Consider the following 11,836-nt stretch of genomic DNA (forward strand, 5'->3'; position numbering starts at 1 on the left):
CCCCACTTGATAAAATTATGAATTACTGAATCGATCAGTTAAAAGTATACTAATGAAATTTTTTAATATAGAAAAAACCTCTGAAGGAAAAGCCAGAGCAGGAGAAATTACCACAGATCATGGGAAAATACAGACTCCCATTTTTATGCCTGTGGGAACAGTAGCGAGTGTAAAGACAGTTCATCAGAGAGAATTAAAAGAAGACATTAAAGCCCAGATTATTTTGGGAAATACCTACCACCTGTATCTTCGTCCGGGAATGGAAACGATGCAGGCTGCAGGAGGGTTGCATAAATTCATGAACTGGGATCTTCCTATCCTTACAGATTCAGGAGGTTTTCAGGTGTTTTCCCTGGCGAGTAACCGAAAAATGACTGAAGAAGGAGCGAGATTTAAATCTCATATTGATGGAAGTTATCATATGTTCTCACCGGAAAGATCAATGGAGATTCAAAGACAGATCGGAGCGGATATTTTCATGGCTTTTGATGAATGTACCCCTTATCCTTGTGAATATAATCAGGCCAAATCATCAATGGAGCTTACCCATCGCTGGTTAAAAAGATGTATAGAATGGACTAATGATAACCCTGAATTATACGGGCATAAGCAAAGGCTTTTCCCTATTGTGCAGGGATCTACCTATTCGGATTTAAGAAAGATTTCAGCTGAAGTTATTTCGGAAGCCGGAGCAGAAGGTAACGCTATCGGAGGTCTTTCTGTAGGAGAGCCCGAAGAGGAAATGTACAGAATTACAGATGAAGTTACGGATATTCTTCCTAAAGAAAAACCAAGATACCTGATGGGAGTAGGTACTCCCTGGAATATCCTGGAATCTATTGGATTAGGAATTGATATGATGGATTGTGTAATGCCTACAAGAAATGCTAGAAATGCAATGCTTTTCACATGGCAGGGAGTGATGAACCTTAAAAACGAAAAATGGAAACAGGACTTTTCTCCTTTAGACGAGTTTGGAACAAGTTTCGTAGACAGAGAGTATTCAAAAGCATACCTTCGTCACCTGTTCGTGTCCAAAGAATATTTAGCAAAACAAATTGCTTCTATTCATAACCTGGCATTTTATCTTGATTTGGTTAAGGTAGCAAGAGAGCACATCCTTGCGGGAGATTTTTATGAATGGAAAAACTCTGTAGTTCCGGTTCTCAGACAAAGACTGTAGAAGACTATGCTTAAAATAATAGACAGATATATCATTAAAAAATATCTTGGAACTTTTAGTTTCATGCTGATACTGCTGTCTATAGTAGTACTTGTCATCGATGTTCAGCAAAAGATTCCAAGGATAGAAAATGCAAAAGCTATTGACGCTAAGCTGGATCTGGTGTACTTCCTGATTCATTTTTATCCTTTCTGGATTATTAATCTTGTGGTGACATTCCTCTCCATTCTGGTATTTATTACGGTGATTTATTTCACATCCAGGATGGCCAATAATACGGAGATTGTGGCTATTATAAGCAGTGGAGCCAGTTTTCACCGCTTTGCAAAACCTTACCTGTATACTTCAATTCTGATTGCTTTGATGTCTCTTGTGGTCAACCATTTGGTGCTTCCATGGGCTAATATCAAGAAAAACGAATTGGAGGCTTATACCTACAATGCTGCCAATAAAGAAAAGATTTTAGGAACAGCCCCGGCATCTTCACAGCTCAGTAAGACTGAGTATATTTTTGTTGCTTCATGGAATAAAAGAGAAAAGAGAGGTTCCAGTTTTATATATCAGAAGTTTGACAAAAACAGAAGAATGGTTTATGAGCTGAAAGCCAGTGAAGTATACTGGGATCTTGCTAAGAAACAGTTTGTTCTGAATAATTATCTTGAAAAGACTATTAATAAAGACAATACGGAAAAACTGGGTAGTGGGGTAGAGCTAAGGAAAAACTATGGGCATTCCCCGGAAGAGCTTTTCCCTAATGAGCTTTTGGGACAGAATAAAACGACCCCAGAACTTTTAAAATTCATTGATAGAGAAAAAGCAAGAGGAAACAGTAACCTGAACTCTTATCTGAATGAGCTTTATCAAAGGACTTCTATGCCTGTGTCTATCATTATTCTGACCTTTTTAGCCCTTTCGCTATCCTCACAAAAGAAAAGAGGAGGGCTTGGAGTCAACCTTGCAATAGGGATCTCATTAGCATTCCTTTTTGTATTTTCATTTGAAGCTTTAAAGGTAGTTTCGGAGAATAAAAGTCTGCCGCCAGCCTTGGCGATGTGGCTTCCAAACCTGGTATTCCTTCCGCTTACTCTTTATTTGTATATCAAAAGAGCGAATCAGTAAAGGAGTTTTACTTCTTTATGGTAAAAAGAGCGTAAACCGTTTTCCAGTTCTATCCAAAGTTCACCTTTTTCGTCTGCATTCCTGACAATGCCATTTTGGCGTTCTTTTTCAATTTCAAAAACCGAGATCTCATCTTTCCGGAACAGATGTTTATTGAATGTATCCAGGATTTCCTGATCTGAAGGAATATTTTTCAGTCTTTCAGATACATATTCATGGAGGTTTGCCGCCGCGTCTTCAAGGTCAAATAGCTGTCCTGTTTGCGTGAGAAGCGATCCTGCATTGGATATTTCATCAAATTTCTCCTGAAGGATATTAATTCCGGCTCCGATAATGAAATAATTATTTTGATTAATTTTTTTCTTTTCAATCAAAATTCCAACGATTTTTTTACCTTTAAGGATAATATCATTCGGCCACTTTATTTTGACGTCATGATCAGCCAATTTGGCAAGGAAATCCCTGATAATAATTGCGGTATAATAATTGAATATAAAGTCAGAGCACAAGATGTTCTGAGACTTCACTGCCAGCGTATAAGCCAGGTTTTTTCCGGCAGTTTGAGTCCATACATTTCCATACTGACCGCGGCCTTTCGTCTGGTTAAAAGTATGAAGTCCTATAAAATCTGAATTTTCGTAAAGTAAAAACTTTGATATTTCGTCATTAGTAGAAGAACATTCTTTCAGGTAGAATAGTTGGCTCATTTAAGAAAACTTTAAGACATTAAAGGGGTAAAAGTAAGGTTAAAGTAAAGAAAAAACAATAAATTTGCAGATTATAGTATTTTTTTAATGAATAAAACAGCAGAAAAACAAGCATTATTAGATAAAATCGTTGAAGCTATCCAGGATGTAAAAGGAGAAGATATCATGATCTTCGATCTTTCAAACATTGAAAACTCCGTAGCAGAGACGTTCGTAATATGTAGTGGAAACTCAAATACACAGGTATCTGCATTAGCAGGAAGTGTAGAGAAGAAAGTAAGAAACGAACTTCAAGACAGACCTTGGCACGTAGAAGGTACGGAAAATGCAATGTGGGTACTTGTAGATTATGTTTCAGTGGTAGTTCATATATTTCAAAAAGATGTACGTGAGTACTATGATATAGAAGAACTTTGGGGTGACGCAGTCATTACCAAAATAGAAAATGAATTTTAAAATTTTAAAAAGTATAAATGAATAATAAAGGATTCAACTGGTTCTTTCCTATTGCAATCATAGCTCTTTTGCTATTTTTTGGCTCCAATTTTTTAGGAGGAGATAGTGCAAAATCTATTGATGAAGATGGTTTCTTTAGAGAAATGCAGGCGGGGAAAGTCCAGAATGTAATTATATACAAAGACACAGAGAAAGCAGACGTTTTTCTTACAAAAGCAGCAAAGGCAGCAACGGTAACTAAATCTGCCAATGAAAGTAATCCACTTTCGGCGTTGGAAATGGCTCCTAAAGCAGATTTTTCTGTAAAATATGGAGATCTCCAGCTTTTCCTTCAGAAATTTGACCAGGTTAAGGCAACAAATCCAGCTATTAAGACTACAAAAGACTACGGAGCAGGTAAGAACCCGTTTATGGACATCTTGTTGTCTGCATTGATCTGGATTGCGATCTTAGGATTATTCTACTTCCTTCTTTTCAGAAAGATGGGGGGTGGCGGAGGCCCTGGAGGACAAATTTTCTCGATTGGAAAATCTAAAGCTAAGCTTTTTGATGAAAAAGAAAGAATTCAGGTAACATTTAAAGATGTTGCAGGATTAGAAGGAGCTAAAGAAGAAGTACAGGAAGTTGTAGACTTCTTGAAGAACTCTGAAAAATATACCAAACTGGGTGGTAAAATCCCTAAAGGTGTTCTTTTGGTAGGCCCTCCGGGAACCGGTAAAACATTATTGGCAAAAGCTGTTGCCGGTGAAGCTAAAGTTCCGTTCTTCTCACTTTCAGGTTCTGATTTCGTAGAAATGTTTGTAGGAGTAGGTGCTTCAAGAGTAAGAGATCTTTTTGCTCAGGCAAAAGCAAAATCTCCGGCGATTATCTTTATTGACGAGATTGATGCCATCGGACGTGCCAGAGGAAAGAATAATTTCTCAGGAGGTAACGATGAAAGAGAAAATACCCTGAACCAGCTTCTTACCGAAATGGATGGTTTCGGAACAGATGTGAACGTGATTGTCATGGCAGCAACCAACAGAGCGGATATCCTTGATAAAGCTTTGATGAGAGCAGGACGTTTCGACCGTTCGATCTATGTAGACCTTCCTGAATTGCATGAAAGAAAAGATATCTTTGATGTTCATTTGAAAAAAATCAAGCTGGATGACAATGTAGACAGAGACTTCCTGGCCAAACAAACGCCTGGATTCAGTGGGGCAGATATTGCTAATGTTTGTAATGAAGCCGCACTTATTGCAGCAAGATACAACCATACCTCTGTTACCAAACAGGATTTCCTTGATGCTGTAGACAGAATCATCGGAGGTCTTGAAAAGAAAAATATGGCGATTAAGCCTTCTGAAAAGAAAAGAGTGGCTTATCACGAAGCGGGTCATGCTACCATCTCATGGTTGGTAGAACATGCATCTCCATTGTTAAAAGTGACGATTGTTCCAAGAGGACGTTCTTTAGGAGCGGCATGGTATCTTCCGGAAGAAAGACAGCTTACCACTACTGAGCAGATGCTGGATGAAATGTGTGCAACATTGGGAGGTAGAGCAGCAGAACAGGTAATCTTTAACAATATTTCTACCGGAGCACTTTCAGATTTGGAAACCGTGACGAAAAGAGCTCAGGCTATGGTTACAGTCTATGGATTAAGCCCGAATATTGGTAATATTTCTTACTATGACAGCTCAGGCCAGTCTGAATATTCTTTTGGAAAACCTTATTCTGAAGATACGGCTACGAAAATTGATGCTGAGATTAAAATGATCATTGAAAATCAGTATGACAGAGCCGTAAGAATTCTTACAGAAAATAAAGATAAGCTGGATGCTTTAGCCAATAAGCTTTTAGAAAAAGAAGTTATTTTCCGTGAAGATCTGGAAGACATATTTGGAAAAAGAGCATGGGATCCTGAATTGACAGAGAAACCTGTGACCAATACCATTCCTGAAAAAGATCAGCCGGGAATATTGGATATCCCTCAAATAAAAGAGAAGGAGGAAGAGAGCGAAATACAGGCTCCGGAAAGTCCAACCCAACTTTAAAAATCTTAAAAATAAGATAAATACAACCTGACAATTTTAAAATTGTCAGGTTTTTTCATATTTAAGGAGATATTTTGGAATCTATTGTAATTAATTTTCTATTTTTGTATAAAGTTGACTAAAAATAGATTAAGTTGAATTTATTCAAGAGAATTGTAAGCAAACTGACCAACCAGCCTGAAGAAGAGGACAAACAGAGTCTGGAGAAGCTAGGGGACTCGCTGAAAAATGCGGATCTCGACTATAAGTTTGCGCAATTATTTACGCATTCGGGGGGATTTTTTAATTATTGTGCAGATGAAGCGGAGGCTCTACAAACTTTAAATCAAATTATCAAGATAGAAGGTATTGATAACCTGTTCTGTTGGGATAAAGAACTTCAGAACTTTTTAAACGTTGTGAGGTCTTCTTATACATCAGAACTGCAGCCATCTAATAACGCTGCATTTATCACATGTGAATATCTGATTGCCTATGATGGAAGAATCATGCTCTCCCATAATAATATCCTTCATTACCATTCTTCAAGGTTGCCTGATAAGATTATTATCATTGCCAATGTTTCACAGATTGTTAACAACCTTAATGATGCAATGGGAAAAATAAAAAGGAATGGAAATATTAAGAACCTTACTTCCATTAGTGGAGGTCAATCAAAATTAGACGGTTCTTCTTCCTCCAGTCCTAAACTGTTTCTATTACTGCTTGAAGACTAAGCACGCAATTCTAAATTTTAAATTTTGGACAAAAACCTTATTCAAAGAACGATCTCAGGTATTGCTTATGTAGCTATAATCATTCTTTGTACGACTCCCATTGGAGCACAATTAATCAATACTATTTCTCCGGAACTTATTAAGCAGCAATACCTTTATCATGGGCTGATCAGCCTTTTATTGGTAGTTGGGTCATGGGAATGTATTAAAATCATGAAATTTGGAAAAGGCTATGAAAAATGGGTGGTGTTCCCGCTGGTCATTTTTATATTTTATATTTTTTCCAAACGGTATTTCAATCATGATTTCTTTTTTGATTTCAGATTGAGTGAAATATTAGCCCTCGCCTTAATTGGGATTGCTGTAGTCACTCTATTTAAATATCCTAACGAATTATACTACGATAGCGGAAAATTGATTTTTACGGTCATTTATGTAGCTTTACCGTTTAGTTTTGCATTAGGACTGCCTAAGTTCTCCAGTTATGACGATACCTTCTCTCTGGAAGTTCTTTTTCTGTTTGTCCTGATCTGGAGTAGTGATACCTTTGCTTATCTGGTAGGAAAATTCTTCGGAAAACATAAAATGGCCCCTAAAATTTCTCCTAAAAAAACTTGGGAAGGCTATGCAGGTGGAGTAGTTTTAACATTAGTTTTGTCCTACTTCATAGAGCATTATCAGCCGGAACTTAGAGGAAACTGGATGATAGTAGGATTTTTGGTAGCTGCTTTCGCTCCTTTGGGAGATTTGGTAGAAAGCCAATTGAAAAGAAATTTCGGGGTTAAAGACAGTGGAAACATCATTCCCGGACATGGAGGCGTATTAGATAGGCTGGATAGTTTCATAATCTGTGTTCCTGTCGTATATTTGTACTTTATTTTAGAAAAATTTATTTAGTCTCATGAAATTACATAGAGAATCAAAAGGAACGATTACCGTAGCGACCATACTTTTTATTGTATTGGGCGTTTTAGCGATTTACTTTCTTAAAATGTGGTCGTTGCTGATCATTATGCCTTTATTGGTTATTTACTGTCTTGTATTCTGGTTTTTCAGAGTTCCGGACCGCAGTATTCTTGACCATAAAGAAAATGTAATAGCTCCGGTGGACGGAAAAGTAGTAATGATTAAAGAAGTGGAAGAAGGCGAATTCCTGAATGGAAAAGCAATCCAGGTTTCTATTTTCATGTCTCCTCTTAACGTTCACATCTGTAGATATCCTGTAACAGGGAAAGTAATCTACAAAAAATATCACCCCGGAAAATATCTGGTGGCATGGCATGAAAAGTCTTCAACAGAAAATGAAAGAACAACAGTGGCCGTAGAAACATTGACACATCATAAAGTAGTGTTCAGACAGATTGCAGGATATGTTGCAAGAAGGATTGTTTTCTACTGTAATGAAGGAGATCAGGCAAAAGCGGGACATGAGTTCGGATTTATTAAATTCGGTTCAAGAATGGATGTTTTCCTGCCGTTGGATACTGAGATTACTTGTAAGATCGGTGATATAACAAAAGGAGGATTGGATGTCATTGCCAAATTAAAACATTAAGATTTACAATAAATCATATAAATGAAGACCGTTCAGAAGAGAACGGTCTTTTTTATTTTTAAACGCGGATTTACAATTGTCATAAAAAACGGGATAACTGTCTTACTTTTTATATCAAGTGTTTTGTAGTTTTTCTTATCTGCTATCTGATATATTGTTTAATCTCATTAAGCAGGTTCAGTATAAATTCAAGAGGCAGATCCTCTTCCACATCAATTAAAAGGATTTTAAACTTCTTTCTGCCATCCTGAGTAAGTTCGGGATAATCCAGCTTATCTCCATGATAAAAACTGATATAGTGTTTTTTATATTTCTTGCTGTAGTAGAAATAGCATAGCATCTTCTTTTTGTATTTGATAAAAGGAAGTCCAAAGCTGAAGGTCTCGGTAATGTTTTCCGTATCTGATGCTAAGATTTTTTCACGCAAAAATAAAAGAGTACTTCTCTCAGGCTCTTCGATTCTGTAGAAATACTCTTGTATAGGGTTCATTTTAAATTACTTAAAATAGTTAGTCGAAATTTTGAAGCTCCACAAGCTTATTGTACATTCCTTTTCTGGCAATAAGATCATGGTGGGTTCCCTGTTCTACAATATCACCTTTTTCCATGACTACAATCCAGTCTGCTTTTTGGATCGTTGAAAGACGGTGGGCAATAATAAGGGAAGTTCTGTTTTCCATCATTTTTTCCAATGCGTCCTGTACAAATCTTTCAGATTCCGTATCCAGTGCAGAAGTGGCTTCATCCAGGATCATAATCGGTGGATTTTTCAGAACTGCTCTTGCAATAGAAACCCTTTGTTTCTGTCCTCCGGATAGTTTATTTCCATCATCTCCGATATTGGTATCATAGCCTTCGGCAAGGTTGGTGATAAATGAATCTGCGTTAGCTATTTTAGCTGCAGCAATCACTTCCTCTCTTGTGGCATCCGGTTTACCCATCAGAATGTTATTGTAAACGGAATCATTGAATAATACAGACTCCTGAGTTACCATTCCTAAAAGCTGGCGGTATTCTTTTAATTTTAAATGTTTGATATCTATTCCGTCAATAAGAATCTGGCCTTCTGAAACATCATAGAATCTGGCCAAAAGATTGGCAATAGTTGTTTTTCCGCTTCCACTCTGTCCTACTAAAGCTACTGTTTTTCCTTTTGGAATCGTCAGATTAAAGTTTTTAAGGATAAGATTGGCTTTATCATAATAGAATCCGATATCTTTAAATTCAATATTATTCTGAAGTGTCGTGATAGAAACGGGTTCTGTCACTTCTTCAATTTTCACATCTGCATCCAGGATTTCCAATACTCTTTTCAGGGAAGCTTCTCCTTTCTGAACGTTAGAGATCGCTGTAGACAAACTTTTTGCCGGTGGTAAAATCTGGAAGAACATTCCCAGGAAGACAAGGAAATCTGCTGGAGATATGCTTTGCTCAACAATAATTTGTTTTCCACCATACCATGCGATAATCAAAAAGGTAATAGATCCTAAAAATTCGCTCATCGGGGAAGCCAGTTCTTTCTTTCTTCCTAAGCTTATTGAGCTGGATATCCATTTGTTCATCGACTTCATAAATCGGTTGTCCATGATTTTCTCTGCATTGAAAATCTTAATCACTTTTGAGGATTTCAATGTTTCGTCTACAATGGAAAATATGGTCCCCATTTCATGCTGTGCTTCGTGAGAATCTTTTTTAAGACTTTTTCCTACCAAAGCGATCATCGTTCCCATGACAGGAAGTACCAGAAGGGAGAAAAGGGTCATTTCTGCACTTAAGAAGAATAAGGTGACCAATGTACTGATCAGCATGAAAGGTGCATTAATCAATTCGATTAAACTTCCTAAAATATTCCCTTCAACCTCACCTACATCATTAGACATACGGGACATTAAATCTCCTTTGCGGCTTTCTGTAAAGAATGAAACCGGTAAAGAAAGTATTTTTCGGTACATGGCACCACGCAGATCTTTAGTAACGCCTACACGGTAGTTTATTAACAGAAAAGATCCAAAGTATCTGAAGGCATTTCTCAGCAGGAACATAAAGGCTGTAATAATACATAGCCAGGCAAGAACGGTCAGTGAGCCATATTGTGCCACTAAACTTTGCACATAGTAATTGGAATATTCTTTTAAATAATTAAAAAAATCAAGCAGTTCTCCTGAATAAACAGGTGCTGTTTCATATTTCTCAGGTTTAATCGTTCCAAACAACATTCCCAAAACAGGTAAGATAGTTCCCAGGGAAGCAATCTGAAATACGGAGTACAGGATATTGAAAAATAAACTTCCGTAAATATATTTTTGATGCGGTCTCGCGAATTTTAAGATTTTTTTATATTCGTTCATTCAATGAAAAAATTGGATAGCAAAATTACGTAAAATTAAAAGATAAGACGTTCTTAATCCTATTTTACTTTATCTTATATGTTTCAAAAAATGGATTTTTGTTACACCTCTGAACTGTTCTCTTTTATTTTTGAAGTAAAAAGCAGGGCTCATAGGACGGTAGGACTGAAAAGGAACAGAGGCTTAATAAAAAAATAAACCGCCATTCCGGCGGTTTTTACAGTTATTTAGGATTAATTAAACGTAACCTTGTCATTGTATGTTGGAGCAAAATTTTTAGGATTTAATTGATCTAATGTTTTTCCAAAGTTATTGATGATTTGAGTCATATTATTAAAATCAACAATACTAACATCATCATTTTCATGATGGTAGTGTGATGCTTTAGTCATATCAACTGTTGAAAATGAGTGGGCAATGATTTTCTTTTTTACAAAGCTCACATTATCTGAACGGTAAAAAAGCTGTTGTTCTGCATAAGGATCTGGTTTTATAGTCAGTCCATTTGCTGCATTTTTATTGAAAAGCTCATCCAGGTCTGAAAAACCGTCACCAGTCATATATAATGCATTTTTCCCCCATTGAGATTCAGTGGCTACCATTTCAAAATTGAAAAGAGCCGTCATTTTATTATAGATCTTATCCAGATTTTTATCTTCAGAAATTGCTTTTGAGCCGAGCATTCCTTTTTCTTCTCCGTTAAAGGCCATGAAAACCATTGAAAACTGAGGTTTTTTATTTTTAAAATAATCGGCAATACCTACCAAAGTTGTAATGCCGCTGGCATCATCATCTGCGCCGTTATAAATATTGTCACCACTTTTATTGCTGGTTCCAATATGATCAAAATGCCCGGAAAACCCTAAATACTGATCTGATATTCCTTTTTTAACGCCACATACGTTATATGCTTTTTGGCCCTTGTATTCAAAAGGAATCAGGTAAGAGTTTCCTGTACAGTATTCCAGCTTGTTTTCTTTGAAAAGTGCGGCAATATAATGGGCGGCATTTTCATTTTCAGGAGTTCCTATTTCACGTCCTTTCATTTCGTCTGACGCAAGAGTGGAAAGGATGGTTTTTACTCTTTCCTGTGGAACTTCCTGTGCAAAAATACTTATAGAGAACATTGATAGAGCGAGGTAGGTTAGCTTTTTCATTATTTTTTTAATTAAGATTTATATGATCTGTCGCGCATTTAACTGAAATGTTGCATGAAATTACATAAATAAAGATAATTAAAAAACAGCTCCTAAAAAGAAGCTGTTCTCACTCAAAAAATCGTTGTAAGGTTATCGAAGTCTGTCTACAGATTTCACGAGCCTCTCATCTTTACGGATATATACGTTTGCAATAAACAAACAGATAACCGCGATTAATGGGAAAATCGGCTCAATACCCTTCTCAGGAAATTGAATTCCTCCGGATAAGCTTAGCAGCCAGTACGCCAATACACCAATCAACAAAACGTTTATAATGATGCTGATGGTATTCAGCAAAATTTGTCTTTTTCTGTTTTTAAAACTAAAAATACTTAATGCTCCGGCCAAAACCAGTAGGATACACCCGATATTGAGTACCGGAATATTGTTCAAAATAACAACATCCTGTCCTGTAATGAAAAGAAAAACAGCAGATAAAACTGCCAGTAACGTCCATATGGTTTGTATTCTCTGTAGCATTGAATATTAAATTCTTGGCAAAAATAACATAAAT

The 11,836-nt window shown here is 36.6% G+C and carries 12 protein-coding genes; 7 read left to right on the forward strand and 5 right to left on the reverse strand.

Annotated elements, in window-relative coordinates; all coding sequences use genetic code 11:
* Window positions 1-52 precede the first annotated feature (52 nt).
* A complete protein-coding gene (tgt, locus tag JML65_RS04350) occupies window positions 53-1,183 on the forward strand; it encodes a tRNA guanosine(34) transglycosylase Tgt (protein WP_047484790.1) in 1,131 nt (376 codons plus the stop codon).
* Between the two features lie 6 nt (window positions 1,184-1,189).
* A complete protein-coding gene (locus JML65_RS04355; protein WP_047484792.1) occupies window positions 1,190-2,302 on the forward strand; it encodes an LptF/LptG family permease in 1,113 nt (370 codons plus the stop codon).
* Here JML65_RS04355 and JML65_RS04360 read toward each other — a convergent pair.
* A complete protein-coding gene (locus JML65_RS04360; RefSeq protein ID WP_202270027.1) occupies window positions 2,296-3,009 on the reverse strand; it encodes a biotin--[acetyl-CoA-carboxylase] ligase in 714 nt (237 codons plus the stop codon). The genes JML65_RS04355 and JML65_RS04360 overlap by 7 nt on opposite strands.
* 87 nt (window positions 3,010-3,096) lie before the next feature.
* Here JML65_RS04360 and rsfS point away from each other — a divergent pair, with 87 nt between their 5' ends.
* From rsfS to JML65_RS04385, 5 genes are all read left to right on the forward strand, one after another.
* A complete protein-coding gene (gene rsfS / locus JML65_RS04365; protein ID WP_047484796.1) occupies window positions 3,097-3,465 on the forward strand; it encodes a ribosome silencing factor in 369 nt (122 codons plus the stop codon).
* 17 nt (window positions 3,466-3,482) lie between these two features.
* On the forward strand, window positions 3,483-5,504 hold the full coding sequence (gene ftsH / locus JML65_RS04370) for an ATP-dependent zinc metalloprotease FtsH (RefSeq protein ID WP_047484798.1): 2,022 nt from the start codon (window positions 3,483-3,485) through the stop codon (window positions 5,502-5,504).
* 134 nt (window positions 5,505-5,638) lie between these two features.
* Entirely contained in the window at window positions 5,639-6,220 is a 582-nt protein-coding gene (locus JML65_RS04375; protein WP_047484801.1) for an LUD domain-containing protein, read from the forward strand.
* Window positions 6,221-6,244: 24 nt separating this feature from the next.
* Complete coding sequence (locus tag JML65_RS04380; RefSeq protein ID WP_202270028.1) at window positions 6,245-7,117, forward strand: phosphatidate cytidylyltransferase; 873 nt, start codon at window positions 6,245-6,247, stop codon at window positions 7,115-7,117.
* 4 nt (window positions 7,118-7,121) lie between these two features.
* Entirely contained in the window at window positions 7,122-7,775 is a 654-nt protein-coding gene (locus JML65_RS04385; RefSeq protein WP_047484805.1) for a phosphatidylserine decarboxylase family protein, read from the forward strand.
* Window positions 7,776-7,917: 142 nt separating this feature from the next.
* Here JML65_RS04385 and JML65_RS04390 read toward each other — a convergent pair whose 3' ends face one another.
* From JML65_RS04390 to JML65_RS04405, 4 genes are all read right to left on the reverse strand, one after another.
* Window positions 7,918-8,265, reverse strand: coding sequence for a hypothetical protein (locus JML65_RS04390; RefSeq protein ID WP_084086474.1), 348 nt, complete (start codon window positions 8,263-8,265; stop codon window positions 7,918-7,920).
* Between the two features lie 19 nt (window positions 8,266-8,284).
* Window positions 8,285-10,123 (reverse strand): ABC transporter ATP-binding protein, encoded by a 1,839-nt coding sequence (locus JML65_RS04395; protein ID WP_084086475.1) that lies wholly within the window; start codon window positions 10,121-10,123, stop codon window positions 8,285-8,287.
* A 233-nt stretch (window positions 10,124-10,356) separates the two neighbouring features.
* Entirely contained in the window at window positions 10,357-11,280 is a 924-nt protein-coding gene (locus JML65_RS04400; RefSeq protein ID WP_202270029.1) for a M28 family peptidase, read from the reverse strand.
* A gap of 132 nt (window positions 11,281-11,412) precedes the next feature.
* On the reverse strand, window positions 11,413-11,802 hold the full coding sequence (locus JML65_RS04405; RefSeq protein WP_047484814.1) for a DUF4293 family protein: 390 nt from the start codon (window positions 11,800-11,802) through the stop codon (window positions 11,413-11,415).
* Between the last annotated feature and the right edge of the window lie 34 nt (window positions 11,803-11,836).

The organism is Chryseobacterium sp. KMC2 (assembly GCF_016756935.1).
In the GTDB taxonomy this organism is placed as follows: Bacteria; Bacteroidota; Bacteroidia; order Flavobacteriales; family Weeksellaceae; genus Chryseobacterium; species Chryseobacterium rhizosphaerae.

Coding starts and splice junctions, on each gene's coding strand:
- tgt (WP_047484790.1), top strand. CDS start 53: ATGAAATTTTTTAATATAGAAAAAACCTCTGAAGGAAAAGCCAGAGCA.
- JML65_RS04400 (WP_202270029.1), bottom strand. CDS start 11,280: ATGAAAAAGCTAACCTACCTCGCTCTATCAATGTTCTCTATAAGTATT.
- JML65_RS04405 (WP_047484814.1), bottom strand. CDS start 11,802: ATGCTACAGAGAATACAAACCATATGGACGTTACTGGCAGTTTTATCT.
- JML65_RS04355 (WP_047484792.1), top strand. CDS start 1,190: ATGCTTAAAATAATAGACAGATATATCATTAAAAAATATCTTGGAACT.
- JML65_RS04390 (WP_084086474.1), bottom strand. CDS start 8,265: ATGAACCCTATACAAGAGTATTTCTACAGAATCGAAGAGCCTGAGAGA.
- rsfS (WP_047484796.1), top strand. CDS start 3,097: ATGAATAAAACAGCAGAAAAACAAGCATTATTAGATAAAATCGTTGAA.
- JML65_RS04360 (WP_202270027.1), bottom strand. CDS start 3,009: ATGAGCCAACTATTCTACCTGAAAGAATGTTCTTCTACTAATGACGAA.
- JML65_RS04395 (WP_084086475.1), bottom strand. CDS start 10,123: ATGAACGAATATAAAAAAATCTTAAAATTCGCGAGACCGCATCAAAAA.
- ftsH (WP_047484798.1), top strand. CDS start 3,483: ATGAATAATAAAGGATTCAACTGGTTCTTTCCTATTGCAATCATAGCT.
- JML65_RS04385 (WP_047484805.1), top strand. CDS start 7,122: ATGAAATTACATAGAGAATCAAAAGGAACGATTACCGTAGCGACCATA.